Here is a 16,343-nt window from a genome sequence, read left to right as displayed (position 1 = left end):
CGGATGTCGCAGACGGGCGTTGCACGCCGGCGGCGTGCACTGCTGTTCCCGACCCTTCGGGGCTACCGGCGCGGATGGCTCGGGCCCGACCTCCTCGCCGGGCTCTCGGCGGGAGCGGTCGTGGTCCCGCAGGCGATGGCGTACGCGACGATCGCGAACCTGCCCGTCGAGATCGGCCTCTACACGTGCATGGTGCCGATGCTCGTGTACGCGATGCTCGGCGGCTCGCGGGCGATGAGCGTCTCGACGACGTCGACGATCGCGACGCTGACGGCGACGACGCTCGTCTCTGCCGGTGTCGCCGCGGGATCCGACGACCCCGTGCCCGACCTCATGGCGCTCACGCTCATGGTCGGACTCCTGCTGCTGGTCTGCCGGCTGTTCCGGCTCGGCTCACTCGTCGAGAACATCTCGAAGGCGACGATCGTCGGCATCCAGGTGGGCGTCGGCGCCACGGTCGCCGTCGGCCAGCTGCCGAAGCTCCTCGGCGAGACGTCGAACTTCTCGGGTCATGGATTCATCCGCTCGCTCGTCGCCGTCGTCGAGGCTGTGCCCGGCGCGAATGCGGCGACGATCGCGCTCTCGGCCGGATCGATCGCCGTGCTCTTCCTGCTGAAGCGATTCGCCGCGCGAGTTCCGGGGCCGCTGCTCGTCGTCGTCGGCGGCATCCTGCTCGTCGCGTTCGCCGGTCTCGAGGGAGCGGGTGTCGAACTCATCCCGCCCGTGCCGCAGGGCTTCCCGCCGCCGTCGCTGCCCTCGTTCGCACACGTGCCCGAACTGCTGCCCGGTGCGATCGCGATCGCGGTGATGGCCTTCCTCGAGTCCGCCGCGGTGGCGCGGGGCATCCGAAAGCCCGGCGAGCCGCAGATCGACAGCGACCAGGAGCTCTTCGCCACGGGTGCCGCGAACACGGTCGGCTCGTTGTTCCAGGTGCTGCCCGCCGCGGGCGGCTTCTCGCAGAGCGCCGTGAACCAGGGCGCCGGTGCGCGCACGCAGCTCGCGACGCTCGTGACCGTGGTGCTCGCCGTGCTCGTGGCGCTGTTCCTCGGGCCGGTGCTGAGCCTGCTGCCGCAGGCGACGCTCGCCGCCCTCGTGTTCGTCGCCGTGATCGGGCTGATCGACGTCGGCTCGCTCGTGCGCTTCTGGCGCGTCAGCCGGACCGACTTCTGGATCGCCGTGGCGACCGCGTTCGTCGGGCTCACCGCGGGCCTGCTGCTCGCGGTGCTCGTCGGGATCCTCGCCACCTTCGTCGCCGTGCTGCGCGAGCTCAACCGGCTGCGCGTCGAGGTCGGCGAGCCGGTCGACGGCGTGCTGCCGGTGCGGCTCATGGGGCCGCTCTACACGGCGAACGTGCTCGCCAACGAGAACGCGGTGCTCGCCGCGGCGGCCGATGCCGCTGCAGGCGGCGCGCACGTCCGTGCGGTCGCCCTCGAACTCACCCGGCTCTCCGCGACGTCGATCACGGTGCTGGACACGCTCGCCGACCTCGACCGTGAGCTCGCAGCGACCGGCGTCGAGCTGCGGCTCGCCGCCGTGCCCGAGTCGGGGGCGCAGGTCGCACGCCGCACGAGTTGGTTCTCGGGGCTCGAGTCGGCCGGGCGGGTCTACCCGACGCTCGAGGCGGCGGTCGCGGCGGGCGCCGGGGCCAGTTAGGGCAGCAGGCGCGTCGGGCCGCGGAAGAGGTACGTGGTCTCGCGGATCGACGTCTCGCCGAGCATGAGCATCAGCACGCGCGCGAGGCCCATGCCGAAGCCGCCGTGCGGCGGCACGCCGTAGCGGAAGAAGTCGAGGTAGAACTCGAGCTCCTCGGGGTCCATGCCCTTGTCGCGCGCCTGCTCGACGAGCACGTCGATGCGGTGCTCGCGCTGCGCGCCCGTCGAGATCTCGACGCCGTTGTAGATGAGGTCGTAGGAGTTCGTGAGGCTCGGGTCGCCCTCGTGCCGCATGTGGTAGAACGGCCGGATGCTCGCCGCGTAGTCGGTGAGGAAGACGAAGTCGTGGCCGAACGCCTCTTTCACGTACGCCGAGATCTGGCGCTCGCCCTCGGGGTCCATGTCGTCGTCGGCGCGGGGGATGACGTAGCCGCGGTCGGCGACGATCTGCTTCGCCTCGGCGAGCGGGATGCGCGGGAAGGGGCGCGACGGCACCGCGAGCTCGATGCCGAAGAGGTCGGCGATCTCGGCGCCGTGCTTGTCGACGACGGCCTGGAAGCCGGCGACCATGAGCTCCTCGTGCAGGGCCATGACGTCTTCGTGCGAGTCGATCCAGCTGATCTCGGTGTCGACCGAGGTGAACTCGGTCGCGTGACGCGAGGTGAACGAGGGGTCGGCGCGGAACGCGGGACCCACTTCGAACACGCCGCCGAAGCCGGCCGCCTGCGCCATCTGCTTGAAGAACTGGGGGCTCTGCGCGAGGTACGCCTTGCCCTCGAAGTACTCGACCTCGAAGAGCTCTGCGCGGGACTCCGACGCCGAGGCCATGAGCTTCGGGGTCTGGATCTCGATGAGGCCCTTCTCGACCCACACGCCGCGGAGCGCGTGGAGGAAGGTTGTCTGGATGCGGAAGATGAGGGCCTGCTTGGGGTGGCGCAGGTCGAGGAAGCGCCAGTCCATGCGCTTGTCGAGGCTCGAGTCCGCCGCGATCGGCGTCTCGGGGTTCGCAGCGGTGACGACGTCGAGCGAGGCGAGCTTCACCTCGAGGCCGCCGAGCTTGACGCGCTCGTCGTGCTTCAGCTCGCCGGTCACGGTGATGAAGGAGCCGTGCGCGAGCGCCGAGATGGCCTCGGTCGTCGCCAGGCGAGCGGATGCCTCGGCGTCGGCGCCCTCTTCGACCTCGCGGGTCGCCGGGTTCACGAGCTGCACGGCACCCGACTCGTCGCGAAGGATGACGAACTGCACCTTCTTCTGATCGCGCACGGTCTCGACCCATCCGGACACGGTGACGGGGCCGTCGGGGAGAGCGGCGAGGTTCTTGACGAGGGTGCGGGTACTCACGATCGACCATCCTACCCGTGGGGGTTCCGACGCTCGGCGGATTCAAAGGAACGCGCTCTCTAGACTGGAAGCCGTGCCGGCCGAGCAGATCCATCTCGTGCGCCATGGCGAGGTGTTCAACCCGCAGGGCGTGCTCTACGGACGACTCTCGGGATTCGGCCTCTCCGACCTCGGTCGCAGCATGGCGCAGGCCGCCGCCGACGACCTCGTCGCCCGCGATCGACCCGTCACCGCCCTCGTCTCCTCACCGCTGCAGCGGACCCAGCAGTCGGCCGAGCCGATCGCCACGGCCTTCGCCCTCGAGCCGCTGCTCGACGAGCGCGTGATCGAGCCCGAGAACCGCTTCGAGGGCAAGCGCATGCGCGGCGCCGACGGCGCGCTCCGGGACATCCGCAACTGGCCGCTGCTCGTGAACCCGTGGGAGCCCAGCTGGGGCGAGCCCTTCCGCTCGATCGCCGACCGCATGCTCGCCGCCATCGGCGATGCGTGGGAGGCGGCCGACGGCGGCGACGTCGTCATCGTCAGCCACCAGCTGCCGATCTGGATGGTGCACCGGCGCCTCGCCGGACTCTCGCTCGCGCACGACCCGCGGCGCCGGCGCTGCGGTCTCTCGAGCATCACGACGCTCGAGCGACGCGGCGACCGGTTCGTCGAGGTCGGCTACACCGACCCTGCGGCGGGACTCTCCGCCCAGGCCACAGACGTAGGAGCAGTGTGATGCGCGCTCGTTGGTCGTTGACGGCGGTCGCCGTGGCATCCGCCCTGCTGCTCACGGGGTGCACGAGCGACCCGCTCGCCGACCAGTTCCGTGAGGGCAGCAGCAAGAACTACATCGCCGGCGACGGCACGATCACGATCTACGACTCCGCCGATCGCAGCGACGCGATCGAGTTCACGGGCGAGACCGTCGAGGGCGAGCAGTACGACTCGGCGGATGACGCGGGCAAGGTGCAGGTCGTCAACTTCTGGTACGCCGGCTGCGCGCCGTGCCGCGCCGAGGCGCCCATCCTGCAGGAGGTGCACGAGGCGGTCGACCCCGTCGACGTGAGCTTCGTCGGCGTGAACGTGCGCGACCAGGCGGGCACCGCCGCGCCGTTCGAGGAGAAGTACGGCATCACGTACCCCTCGGTCCTCGACGTCGAGACCGGCGAGGCGCAGCTCGCGTTCGCGGGCCGCGTGCCGCCCGCCGCCGTGCCGACGACGATCGTCCTCGACCAGGACGGCCGGGTCGCCGCGCGCGTGCTCGGCCAGTTGAAGGACGCCTCCATCCTGCAGACGATCATCGACGACCTCCTCGCCGAGCAGGCCTAGCGCATGGGCGCGGGCGAGATCGTGCTGAACGGGCAGTTGCTCGCGGCCATGCCGATCGCGATCGCTGCGGGCCTCGTCTCGTTCCTCTCGCCGTGCGTCCTGCCGCTCGTGCCGGGTTACCTCGGTTACCTGGGCGGCTTCACGGATGCCTCGGCCGACGCCGTGACGGAGCGGAGGAACCGCCGACGGCTGCTGCTCGGCGTGCTGCTCTTCATCGTCGGGTTCACGGTCGTCTTCGTGAGCTTCAACCTCGTCGCGGGCTTCGCCGGGTCGTGGCTCGTGCGCTACTCCGACGTGATCGTGCGCGTCGCCGGCGTGCTGCTCATCGTCATGGGACTCGTCTTCATCGGCCAGTTCACCTTCCTGCAGCGCACGATCAAGCCGTCGTGGCGACCGGCGACCGGCCTGGCAGGGGCGCCGCTCCTCGGCATCGTGTTCGGGCTCGGCTGGACGCCGTGCATCGGCCCGACCCTCGCCGTCGTGCTCGCCCTCAGCGCCGATTCCGCCTCGGCCGGCCGCGGCGTGCTGCTCGGCCTCGCGTACTGCGTGGGCCTCGGCATCCCCTTCCTCCTCGTGGCAGCCGGCTTCAGCTGGGTCACGGGCTCGCTCGCCTTCCTCCGTCGTCACATCCGCGCGATCAACATCGCGGGAGGTGCGCTGCTCATCGTGATCGGCGTGCTCATGGTGACGGGCATCTGGTCCATCTGGATGTACGAACTGCAGGCGGTGATCACGGGTTTTGTCCCCGCAATCTGATCCCGGCGCGCCTTCTCGGCCCGCCGACCACATCGACTCGACCGAGGCCGACCCCGGTGAGACGCCCGTCAACCAGCCGAAGCTCGGCTTCGTGGGCTGGCTGCGCTTCGCCTGGCGGCAGCTCACGAGCATGCGCACCGCGCTGCTCCTGCTCCTGCTGCTCGCGATCGCCGCGGTGCCCGGCTCGCTCGTGCCGCAGCGCTCGAGCGACCCGAACGGCGTCACCCAGTACTTCGACGACAACCCGCGGCTCGCGCCGATCCTCGACGGCGTGCAGATGTTCGACGTCTACACCTCGGTGTGGTTCTCGGCGATCTACCTGCTGCTCTTCGTCTCGCTCATCGGCTGCATCATCCCGCGCACGAAGCACCACTTCGAGGCGCTGCGAGCGCGGCCGCCGCGCACCCCGGTGCGGCTCTCGCGCCTCGCCGGCTACACCGAGCGCGCGCTGCCCGAGGGCGAGACCGCTGCAGCCGCGATCGACTCGGCGGCCAAGCAGCTGCGTCAGTCGGGCTACCGCGTCGAGCAGTACGAACTGCGGGGCGAGCCCTCCGTGTCGGCCGAGCGCGGCTACCTCCGCGAGACCGGCAACCTCGTCTTCCACAGCGCGCTCGTCGGCGTGCTCGTGGCCGTCGGCTTCGGCGGCGGCTTCGGTTTCTCGGGCCAGCGGGTGATCGTCGAGGGCCAGACCTTCGTCAACACGCTCGCCGCCTACGACTCGTTCAATCCCGGACGCTTCTTCACCGACACCCGGTTGACGCCGTACCGGCTCTCGCTCGAGAGCCTCGACGCGGTGTACGAGACGCGCAACCAGGACGCGATCGGCCAGCCCATCGACTTCACGGCGCACGTGACCGTGCAGGGCCAGGACGGCGAGCCCGAAGACCGCACGGTGAAGGTCAACGAGCCGCTCTACACGCACGGCACCGACGTCTACCTGCTCGGCAACGGCTACGCGCCGACCATCACCGTGAAGAACGCCGAGGGCGACGTCGTGTTCACCGACGCCGTGCCGTTCCTGCCGCAGGACGCGAACCTCACCTCGATCGGCGTCGTGAAGGTGCCCGACGGCATGCCCGAACAGCTCGGCATGGTCGGCTTCTTCTACCCGACGCAGACCGAGCTCACCTCGGGGGCGTACACCTCGAGCTACCCCGACCTGATCCTGCCGGTGCTGACGCTCAACGTCTACGAGGGCGACCTCGGCATCGACGACGGCACGCCCACCTCGGTGTACTCGCTCGACACGTCGACCCTCGAGCAGCTGACCGGCGGCAAGACGGGCGTCGACTCGATCGAGCTGAAGCCCGGCGAGACCGCCGAGCTGCCGAACGGCCTCGGCACGGTGACCTTCGACGACGTCTCCCCGGGGGCTGCGCCCGCGGTCGACGTGAGCGACACCGACGCCGACTCCGCCGACGCCGAGGGTCGCAACTACGCGCAGAGCGTCTCGCGCTTCGCGAGCTTCGACATCCACCACGACCCGACCCAGATGTGGGTGCTCGCCTTCGCCGCGCTCATCCTCGGCGGGCTGCTCGTCTCGCTCTTCGTGCCCCGCCGCCGCATGTGGGTGAAGGCCGTGACGAAGCCCGACGGCCGGGTCGTGCTCGAGTACGCCGCACTCGCCCGCGGCGAGGACCCCGGTCTCGAAGACGCCGTGACCGGCTTCGCCGACAAGCACGCCGGCCCCGCGGCATCCGCCCGTTCCACTTCGAACTCGAACTCGGCCGCAGATGCTCCCGAGAAATCTTCGACGTAAGGTAGAACAGTGCAGTTGACCCTCGACGAGATCTCCATTCTCTGCGTGTACTCGGCCATGGTCGTGTACGCGATCGCGTTCATCGCGTTCTCGATCGACCTCGCGCGGCGTTCGGCAGCGGCCACGGCGGCGGCGGATGCCGCGGCTCGCGTCGAGGTCAAAGAGACGGTCGCGGTCGGTGCACCCTCCAGCCCCCGCTCGGCAGGCGCGGCGAAGCCGGCGGCATCCGTCGCCTACGGCCGTTCGCCCTCGCTGCGCGTCGGCGTCGCGATGACGGTGCTCGCCTGGATCCTGCACCTCTCGGCCGACGTGCTGCGCGGCCTCGCCGCGGGCCGGGTGCCGTGGGCGAACATGTACGAGTTCGCGCTCACCGGCACGCTCATCATCACCACGGTGTTCCTCGTCGTGCTCGTGGTCGTGAAGCAGGACCTGCGGTTCCTCGGCACGTTCATCACGGGCCTCGTGCTCGTGCTGCTCGGTATCGCCGCTCTCAACTTCTACGTCAGCCCGATCCCGCTGCCGCCGGCGCTGCAGTCGGTGTGGCTCGTCATCCACGTGTTCGTGGCGAGTGCGTCGGTCGGCCTCTTCGCCCTCGGCTTCGCGCTCTCGGTCGTGCAGCTCATGCAGGCCCGCCGCGAGTCGATCGCAGCGACGGCGAAGGCCGTGAAGCTCACGTTCCTCGCGACGCTGCCCGACTCGGTCACGCTCGAGAACCTCGCGTACCGCATCAACATCATCGGCTTCATCATGTGGACCTTCACCCTCATGGCCGGCTCGATCTGGGCTGAGAAGGCCTGGGGTCGGTACTGGGGCTGGGACACCAAGGAGGTGTGGACCTTCATCATCTGGGTGGTCTACGCCGGCTACATCCACGCCCGTGCCACGCGCGGATGGCGGGGCTCGCGCTCGGCTTGGCTCGCGATCATCGGCTTCTCGACGGTGCTGTTCAACTTCACCGTCGTGAACCTCTTCTTCAAGGGACTGCACGCGTACTCGGGGCTCTGAGCGGGCACGACTCGAGCCTGAAGGAGTTCAGAGCGGCACCGGTGCGATCGCTCGCCCCGGTGCCGCCCTTCCCGGCTCACGGCGCCGAAAGTCTCGGCTGCCGTGAGGTCTCTCAGCTACACGGGTTGCCGGCGGTCACGGTGCCGTTGGCGACCTTCACCGACCCGGCCCCGATCGTGTAGTCCTGCCCGCCGTGGTTGTCCCACGTGCCGGAGTCGTCGTTGAACGCCGCGGTGATGCTCGACGCGGAACCGAGGTCGATCGACTTCGACTTCCAGCCCGCGCAGGCGTTCATCATGCCGACGCCCGGCGGCTGGGTCCAGGCGCCGTCGCCGACGCGGTAGTGGATGTTGGCGCTCGACCAGGATGTCGCGTAGTACACGGTCGTCGTGCTCGACGAGGGCGTCCCGCACGGGTTCGTCGAGCCGACGGCACCGTTGTTCACGGTGACGACCTGCCCCGTCACGACGTAGTCGGCTCCGTTGTTGTTGTCCCACGTTCCCGAGCCGTTGTTGAACGCTGCGGTGATACCGGAGGCGGTGCCGAGGTCGATCGTCTTCGACACCCACCCGGTGCAGGCGGCGGTCATGCCGACGCCCGGAGCGGCCGTCCAGGGCCCGGAGCCGATCCGATAGTGCATGTTGTAGCCGGACCAGCCCTTCGAAGTCGAGTAGAAGACGGTCATCGAAGCACCCGTCCCCGGGCCCGGGTCGACCCCGCCGGATCCGCCCGCCTTCGCGCCGACGTGAAGCGCGAGCGCGCCGTTGCCACCCACGGAGGCGGTGAAGCGACCACTCGAGTCGACGGTCACGACGCCCCCGGCGCTGCATCCGCTGCTCGTCGGGGTGCCGACGATGACGTTGCAGTAGGAGCCCGCGGGAAGCGAGGTCTGCCACGAACGGTCGATGCTGCCGCCGCCCCGGTTGATCGCCACGAAGCCCTTGTCGCCGCGGCCGAACGCGATCGCGTTCGATCCGTTGTCCCACTTGTTCGAGATGGCAGAGCCGTAGGTGGCGGTTCGGAAGCCGACCATGTTCTCGATCGAGGTCTGGGCGTGCTTGCACGTCCAGCCGTTCTGCCCGCATACCGGGTCGATGACCTCGCCGTTGCCGGCGAGCGCAGGGCCCGCCTCCTTGTTCGAGAACTCGTACCCGGAGTGGATCGAGGGCGAGCCGTAGTTCCAGGCCAGGGTGAAGATCTGTGCGAGGTCGTACGAGGAGCCGTCCCGATAGCTGAGGGTCTCGCCGTTGCGCTCCGTGTCGTGGTTGTCGACGAAGACCGCCGCATTGGAGTTCTGCAGGAAGCCCGACCAGCTCGGGCCGATGCCGGCGCCTGAGATGAGCCAGTTGATGGTGCCGCTGCCGAACGCCTCCTTGAGCTTGCGCGCGTACGCGAACTCGTGGATGTCGCCGTTGCTCAGGTATTCCTCGGGCTGGATCGGCTCGTTCGCCCGGATGACCTCCTGCACGATGTAGAGGCGAGCGCGGTCGTTCACCTTGCTCATGATGCCCTGCATGTCGGCGGCCGAGATGTGCTTCACGGCGTCGATGCGGAAGCCGTCGACGCCGAGGCCGACCAGGTCGTTCAGGTATCCGGCGATGCGCCCGCGCACGTACTCGGAACCGGTGTCCAAGTCGGAGAGGTTCACGAGGTTGCACTCCTGGACCTCCCAGCGGTTCTGGTAGCTCGCGATGTCACGTCGACACGAGTGGAAGTCCTGCGACTGGTAGATGCCGGGGTAGTCGTAGTGCTGGAACGTCGAGCCCGCCCAGCCCGTGCCCCCCGCGCTCTTGCCGCTCATGTGGTTGACGACGGCATCGGCGATCACCTTGACGCCGGCGCTGTGGCAGGTGTCGACCATGGCCTTGAATTCGGCGCGAGTGCCGAGCCGGGACTCGACCTTGTAGCTCACCGGCTGGTAGTACGTCCACCACTCGGAACCCTGCACATGCTCCTGCGGGGGCGAGGTCTGCACGAAGCCGTAGCCGGCGGGTCCCAGATTGTCGGTGCACTCGCGCGCGATGGCGTTCCATGTCCACGAGAAGAGCACGGCGGTGGTGTCGCGTGGACCCGGTGCGGCCGCCTCAGCGCGGTCGGAGCTCGTTCCGGGCAGTGCGGTCATGAATGCGGCGAGGAGGGCGACGAGTGCGATTGCGGCAGAGAACCGCAAGCGCTTGCGAACCCCCGCGACAGCCGTCGCCTCGGCGTGTCTGTGATCGGTCATGTGGAATGAGTTCCTTCAGAGATCAGCGAATCTCAGGCCGGGAGTCCAGAGGATCGCGCCGCCGCCGCGTCGATGCGGCAGCCGCGTCACAACGACGACTGTCCCCAAAGATAGGCACAGGATACGAATCTCCGCAAGCAGATTTGTAAGCGCTTGCATTAACGGCGAGGCCGCTGCTACGGTCGCCTGCAGGTCGGAGGCACGCGGTCGTGCCGGGAATCGGGAGTCAAGGATGACGCAACGCGCACGTGCACGCAGCTGGTTCGCCCTCGTGGTGGCGGGAGGGCTCGCGGCATCCGTGCTCACGGTGATCCCGGGCCTCGCCGCCGCGGCAGACGAGGCGCGCACCTTCGCCCTCGTCGGCTCGCTGCAGAGCGAGCTCGGATGCGGCGCCGACTGGGCGCCCGACTGCGCCGACACCGAGCTGACCGCCACCGGCACCCCCGGCGTCTTCGCGGCCGACTTCACGATCCCCGCGGGCAGCTGGGAGTACAAGGTCGCGGTGAATGACAGCTGGGACGAGGCCTACGGGCTGAACGGCGGCGGCGACAACATCCCGCTCACCGTCGCGGGCGACACCGCCGTGCGCGTGGTCTTCGACGACAACCTGAAGAAGGTCGGGCTCGAGGCGACCGATTCCACGCTCCGCGGCGCCTACGACGAGGCATCCGACGCCCAGCTGGTGGCCGATCCCGTGCGCCAGCCCGGCAGCGACGAGGTGTTCTACTTCGTCATGACCGACCGCTTCGCGAACGGCGACACCTCCAACGACGAGGGCGGCCTCGACGGCGACCGCATGGCGACGGGCTACGACCCCACCGACAAGGGCTTCTACAACGGCGGCGACCTCGCCGGCCTGCGGCAGCAGCTCGACTACATCGACGGACTCGGCACGACCGCGATCTGGCTGACCCCGAGCTTCAAGAACCGGCCGGTGCAGGGCGAGGGCGCGAACGCGAGCGCCGGCTACCACGGCTACTGGATCACCGACTTCACCCAGATCGACCCGCACCTCGGCACGAACGCCGAGCTCGAGGCGCTCATCGGCGAGGCCCACGACAAGGGCATCAAGGTCTACTTCGACATCATCACGAACCACACGGCCGACGTGATCGACTACGAGGAGCAGCAGTACTCGTACATCGACCAGGCGACGAGCCCATACCTCGACGCCGACGGCGCCGCCTTCGACCCGGCCGACTTCGCCGACGCCGACACCGGTGCGGACTTCCCGGCGCTCGACGCCGCGACGAGCTTCCCGTACACGCCGAGCCTCACGGCCGACGACGCCGAGCTCAAGGTGCCGGCCTGGCTCAACGACCCGACGCTCTACCACAACCGCGGCGACTCGACGTGGGAGGGGGAGTCGGTCACCTACGGCGACTTCTCGGGCCTCGACGACCTCATGACCGAGCACCCGACGGTCGTGAACGGCTTCGTCGACGTCTACGAGCAGTGGATCGACCTCGGCATCGACGGCTTCCGCATCGACACCGCCAAGCACGTGAACTTCGAGTTCTGGGAGCAGTGGTCGACCGAGGTGCTCGACTACGCGCACGGCCTGGGCAAGGATGACTTCTTCATGTTCGGCGAGGTCTACGACGCCGACCCGCAGAAGCTCTCGCCCTACGTGCGCAAGACCGACATGAACTCGGTGCTCGACTTCACCTTCCAGTCGCAGGCCGTGAGCTTCGCGGCGGGCAACTCGGCCAAGAACCTGCAGTCGCTCTTCGCCGGTGACGACTACTACACGACCCCCGACTCCTCGGCGACGGCGCTGCCGACCTTCCTCGGCAACCACGACATGGGCCGCGTCGGCTACTTCCTGAATTCGACGGATGCCCCGCTGCAGCGCGACGAGCTCGCGCACGAGCTGCTCTTCCTCACCCGGGGCCAGCCGGTCGTCTACTACGGCGACGAGCAGGGCTTCGCCGGCACCGGCGGCGACAAGGACGCGCGGCAGACGCTCTTCGCGAGCCAGGTGACCGAGTACCAGAACCAGCCGCTCGTCACGGGCGAGACGGCCGGCAGCGTCGACCGCTATGCGACGGATGCCCCGCTCTACGAGCACATCGCCGAGCTCGCCGCGCTGCGCAGCGCCCACCCTGCCCTCGCGACGGGCGCGCAGATCGAACGCTACGTCGACAGCGGCGCGGGCGTCTACGCCTTCAGCCGCGTCGACCGCACCGAGCAGGTCGAGTACCTTGTGGCCGCGAACAACTCGGCCGCCGCGAAGACGGTCGACGTCTCGACGCTCACGAAGGACGGTTCGTTCTCGGTGCTCTCGGGCGACGGCACGGCCGTCACCGCGGACGCCGACGGCGTCGCCTCGATCACGGTGCCGCCGCTCGGTGCGGTCGTGTGGAAGGCCGACCGTGCGGTGAGCGCGCCCGACGCGGCATCCGCAATCTCGGTGTCGACGCCGGTCGCCGGTGCCGGTGTCTCTGGCATCACCCCCGTCGTGGCCGACGTCGACGACGCCACGTGGCAGGAGACGAGCTTCGCCTGGCGCGTTGCCGGCGCCACGGGCGACGACGCCTGGCACGCGCTCGGCACGGCCGAAGACACGAGTCCGCGCGTGTTCCACGACACGGCGGGCCTCGAGAAGGGCACCCTGCTCGAGTACCGCGCGATCTCGACGGATGCCGCGGGCAACCGTGCCGCGGCGAGCACCTACGCCTCCGTCGGCAACGCCGTGAACCTCGTCGAGGAGGAGGAGCCCGAGCAGCCGATCGACCTCGTGACGGTGCCCGGTTCGCACAACTCCGAGATGGGCTGCGCGGGCGACTGGGCTCCCGGCTGCGAGGCGGCGAAGCTCACGCTGCGCGCCGACGGCATCTACTCCGGCACGTTCGACGTGGCGCCCGGCGACTACGAGTACAAGGTCGCGATCAACGGCAGCTGGGACGTCAACTACGGCGCGAACGGCGAGCCCAATGGCGGCAACGTCACCTACTCGCACCCGGGCGGACCGATCACGTTCTTCTGGAACCCCGACACGAAGGTCGTCTCCTCGACCGCCGAGGGCCCCGTCGTGACGCTGCCCGGCAGCTTCCAGTCGGAGGTCGGATGCCCCGGCGACTGGCAGCCCGACTGCCTCGCCTCGCTCATGCAGGACGGCGACAAGGACGGCGTCTACACCTACGCGACCGATGAGATCCCCGACGGCGCCTACGAGACGAAGGTCGCCCATGGCCGCGGCTGGGACGAGAACTACGGCGTCGGCGGCGCACCGGGCGGGGCGAACTACTCGTTCACCGCGGCCACGGGCAAGCTCGTCGAGTTCCGCTACACGCTCGCCACGCATGAGCTCGAGATCGTCGTCACCGACCCGCCGCTCGCCGGCACCGGTGAGACGCGCGCCCACTGGGTGAGCGAGGACACGCTCGCGTGGCCCGCCGAACTGCTCAGCGGCGCAGAGGCGACGGATGCCTCGTGGACCCTCGAGCACTCGGGCGACGCCTCGCTCGCGGTCGAGGCAGGTGCCGTCACCGGCGGCGACGACCCCGTCGAGCTCGAGCTCGACCCCGAGGGGCTCTCCGACGAGCAGCTCGCGGCGTTCCCTGCGCTCGAGGGCTTCCTCGCCCTGCGCCCGGTCGGCCTCGACCGGAGCGACGTGCAGGGGCTCCTCACCGAGCAGCTCGCGGTCGCACAGCAGACGGACGACGAGCTCACCGCCTTCACGGGCGTGCAGCTGCCCGGCGTGCTCGACGCGCTCTACGGCGACGCCGTGGCATCCGTGCCGCTCGGCGTGAACTGGACCGACGGCGGCGCGAACGCGACGCTCTGGGCGCCGACCGCTCGCACGGTGTCGCTCGAACGTTGGAGCGCCGGGGCATCCGGTGACGCCGAGCTCGTCGAGGCGAGCTTCGACGAGGCCGACGGCACCTGGAGTGTGGACGGGCTCGAGGCGGGCGACGAGTACCGCTGGTCGGTCGAGGTCTACGCCCCGAGCACCGGCGAGATCGAGACGAACTCGGTCACCGACCCGTACTCCGTCGCCCTCACGGCGAACTCGGTGCGCTCGGTCGTCGTCGACCTCGACGACGAGTCGCTGCGACCCGAACAATGGGAGGAGACGGCGGCGCCCGTCGTCGAGCGCGCCGTCGACCGTGCGATCTACGAACTGCACGTGCGCGACTTCTCGATCGGCGACGAGACCGTTCCCGCCGAAGAGCGCGGTACCTACCGCGCCTTCACACGGGAGTCGGCCGGCACCGCCCAGCTGCAGCAGCTCGCCGACGCCGGCATCAACACCGTGCACCTGCTGCCGACGTTCGACATCGCCACGATCGAGGAGAACCGAGCGGCCCAGACGACGCCCGACTGCGACCTCGCGTCGTTCGGTCCGGCGTCGCCCGAGCAGCAGGCCTGCATCGACGCGATCCGCGACCTCGACGGCTTCAACTGGGGGTACGACCCGTTCCACTTCCAGACGCCGGAGGGCTCGTACGCCGTCGACCCCGATGGCGGCGCCCGGGTCGCCGAGTTCCGCGAGATGGTCGGTGCGCTGCACGACACCGGCCTCCAGGTCGTGCTCGACGAGGTCTACAACCACACCGCCGAGGCAGGGCAGGGTGCCAAATCGGTGCTCGACAGGATCGTGCCCGGCTACTACCAGCGCCTGAACGCGGCCGGCAACGTCGAGACCTCGACGTGCTGCCAGAACGTGGCGACCGAGCACGACGTGGCGCAGAAGCTCATGGTCGACTCCGTCGTGCTGTGGGCGAAGGAGTACAAGGTCGACGGCTTCCGCTTCGACCTCATGGGCCACCACTCGAAGGCGAACATGCTGGCCGTGCGCGCAGCCCTCGACGAGCTCACGCTCGAGGAGGACGGCGTCGACGGGTCATCCGTCTACCTGTACGGCGAGGGGTGGAACTTCGGCGAGGTCGCCGACAACGCGCTGTTCGAGCAGGCCACGCAGGGTCAGCTCGGCGGCACGGGCATCGGCACCTTCAACGACCGGCTGCGCGACGCCGTGCACGGCGGCAGCCCGGTCGACAGCTCCTCGACGTTCCAGCAGGGCTTCGGCACCGGGCTCGGCACCGACCCGAACGGACGGCCCGGCACGCCGTCGCCGGACGACCAGCTCGCCGACCTCGGGCACCAGACCGACCTGGTGAAGCTCGGCCTCGCGGGCAACCTGCGAGCCTACGAGCTGACGGATGCCTCGGGGCAGACGGTGCGCGGCGACGCGCTCGACTACCGCGGTGCGCCGGCCGGCTACGCCGATCAGCCCGACGAGGTCATCAATTACGTCGACGCCCACGACAACGAGACGCTCTACGACCTCTCGGTGTTCAAGCTGCCGGTGGGCACGACGATGGCCGATCGTGTACGCATGAACACGCTCGAGCTCGCGACCGTGACACTGTCGCAGTCGCCGTCCTTCTGGCACGCCGGCACCGAGCTGCTGCGCTCGAAGTCGCTCGATCGCAACAGCTACAACTCCGGCGACTGGTTCAACCGCATCGACTGGACGGGCCAGGAGTCGACCTTCGGCTCCGGCCTGACGGGAGAGGCCGACAACGGCACCAAGTGGGCCGACATGGCGCCCCTCCTCGCAGACCCGGCCCTCAAGCCGGGCGCTGCGGACATCGCCGCAGCCGAGGCATCCGCTCTCGACCTGCTGCGCGTGCGCTCGACGGTGGACCTGCTGCAGCTCGGCTCCGCGGAGCTCATCGACGAGAAGGTGTCGTTCCCGAACAGCGGCGCCGAGGCGACGCCCGGCGTGATCGCGATGCAGATCGACGACCTCGTGGGCGACGACGTCGACCCCGAGCTCGACGGTGCGCTCGTCGTGTTCAACGCGTCGCCGGAGCCGGTGACCGAGACGGTCGCCGCGCTCGCAGGTCGCGAGTTCGCGCTCGCCGAGGCCCAGGCGAACGGGTCCGACGCTGTCGTGAAGACGACGACGTGGGATGCCGCGACCGGCACGGTCACCGTGCCGGCCCGCAGCGTCGCCGTGCTCGTCGACGAGCAGGCGCCGCCGGCGGTGACGACCTTCACGGTCGCCACGCCGAACAAGCTGCTCGCGAAGGCGGGCTCCGCGGTGAAGCTGCGGGGCACGGTGTTCGCGCTCGACGGCAGCGCAGCGGTCGGCACCGTGCGCGTGTACGACGGCGGCACGCTCATCGCCGAGACCGAACTGAAGGCAGCCGATGCCGGCCGCATCGACGTGAAGCTGCCGAAGCTGCCGCGTGGGCTGCACCTCGTGCGTGCGGTGTTCGACGGCGGCGAGGGCTACGCCGACTCGCAATCGTTCGCGGTGCCGCTCATCCTCTGGTGAGCA

9 protein-coding genes are annotated in these 16,343 nt (G+C 69.5%); 7 read left to right on the top strand and 2 right to left on the bottom strand.

Features of this window, described 5'->3' with window-relative positions; genetic code table 11:
• Positions 1–3 precede the first annotated feature (3 nt).
• The gene (locus ESP57_RS08840; RefSeq protein WP_129231272.1) at positions 4–1,653 is read left to right on the top strand and encodes a SulP family inorganic anion transporter; all 1,650 of its coding nucleotides are present in this window, start codon (positions 4–6) and stop codon (positions 1,651–1,653) included.
• On the opposite strand, the gene aspS is transcribed toward ESP57_RS08840, so the two are convergent.
• Positions 1,650–2,993, bottom strand: a complete 1,344-nt coding sequence (gene aspS, locus ESP57_RS08835) for an aspartate--tRNA(Asn) ligase (protein WP_129231271.1) — start codon at positions 2,991–2,993, stop codon at positions 1,650–1,652. The two genes, ESP57_RS08840 and aspS, sit on opposite strands and share 4 nt — an antisense overlap.
• Before the next feature lie 73 nt (positions 2,994–3,066).
• On the opposite strand from aspS, the gene ESP57_RS08830 reads away from it, so the two are divergent.
• Genes ESP57_RS08830 through ccsB form a run of 5 tightly spaced genes read left to right on the top strand, consistent with a single transcriptional unit; the run spans position 3,067 to position 7,824 of the window.
• Positions 3,067–3,711: a histidine phosphatase family protein gene (locus ESP57_RS08830; protein ID WP_056006095.1), complete on the top strand. Its 645-nt coding sequence runs from the start codon at positions 3,067–3,069 to the stop codon at positions 3,709–3,711.
• Complete coding sequence (locus ESP57_RS08825) at positions 3,711–4,304, top strand: TlpA family protein disulfide reductase (RefSeq protein WP_129231270.1); 594 nt, start codon at positions 3,711–3,713, stop codon at positions 4,302–4,304. Before ESP57_RS08830 ends, ESP57_RS08825 begins: the two co-directional genes overlap by 1 nt.
• Positions 4,305–4,307: 3 nt before the next feature.
• Complete coding sequence (locus ESP57_RS08820) at positions 4,308–5,060, top strand: cytochrome c biogenesis CcdA family protein (protein ID WP_056006089.1); 753 nt, start codon at positions 4,308–4,310, stop codon at positions 5,058–5,060.
• Positions 5,044–6,819 carry a cytochrome c biogenesis protein ResB gene (resB, locus tag ESP57_RS08815; RefSeq protein WP_129231269.1) on the top strand — a complete coding sequence of 592 codons (1,776 nt, stop codon included), beginning with the start codon at positions 5,044–5,046 and terminating at the stop codon, positions 6,817–6,819. Before ESP57_RS08820 ends, resB begins: the two co-directional genes overlap by 17 nt.
• Positions 6,820–6,876: 57 nt before the next feature.
• Positions 6,877–7,824 (top strand): c-type cytochrome biogenesis protein CcsB, encoded by a 948-nt coding sequence (gene ccsB, locus ESP57_RS08810; protein WP_129231661.1) that lies wholly within the window; start codon positions 6,877–6,879, stop codon positions 7,822–7,824.
• Between the two features lie 112 nt (positions 7,825–7,936).
• Here ccsB and ESP57_RS08805 read toward each other — a convergent pair whose 3' ends face one another.
• Entirely contained in the window at positions 7,937–10,048 is a 2,112-nt protein-coding gene (locus tag ESP57_RS08805; protein ID WP_129231268.1) for a carbohydrate binding domain-containing protein, read from the bottom strand.
• Positions 10,049–10,280: 232 nt separating this feature from the next.
• Between ESP57_RS08805 and pulA the strand changes: the two genes are divergently transcribed.
• A complete protein-coding gene (gene pulA / locus ESP57_RS08800; RefSeq protein ID WP_129231267.1) occupies positions 10,281–16,340 on the top strand; it encodes a pullulanase-type alpha-1,6-glucosidase in 6,060 nt (2,019 codons plus the stop codon).
• Positions 16,341–16,343: the final 3 nt, after the last annotated feature.

The sequence above is a fragment of the Agromyces fucosus genome (assembly GCF_004134865.1).
Taxonomy (GTDB): Bacteria; Actinomycetota; Actinomycetes; order Actinomycetales; family Microbacteriaceae; genus Agromyces; species Agromyces fucosus.
This window is presented reverse-complemented; position numbering and strand designations above follow the sequence as displayed.

What these genes read in the sequence shown, in the direction of transcription:
- ESP57_RS08825 (WP_129231270.1), top strand. Translation starts at nt 3,711, where the DNA reads ATGCGCGCTCGTTGGTCGTTGACGGCGGTCGCCGTGGCATCCGCCCTG.
- ccsB (WP_129231661.1), top strand. Translation starts at nt 6,877, where the DNA reads ATGGTCGTGTACGCGATCGCGTTCATCGCGTTCTCGATCGACCTCGCG.
- pulA (WP_129231267.1), top strand. Translation starts at nt 10,281, where the DNA reads ATGACGCAACGCGCACGTGCACGCAGCTGGTTCGCCCTCGTGGTGGCG.
- ESP57_RS08820 (WP_056006089.1), top strand. Translation starts at nt 4,308, where the DNA reads ATGGGCGCGGGCGAGATCGTGCTGAACGGGCAGTTGCTCGCGGCCATG.
- ESP57_RS08840 (WP_129231272.1), top strand. Translation starts at nt 4, where the DNA reads ATGTCGCAGACGGGCGTTGCACGCCGGCGGCGTGCACTGCTGTTCCCG.
- ESP57_RS08805 (WP_129231268.1), bottom strand. Translation starts at nt 10,048, where the DNA reads ATGACCGATCACAGACACGCCGAGGCGACGGCTGTCGCGGGGGTTCGC.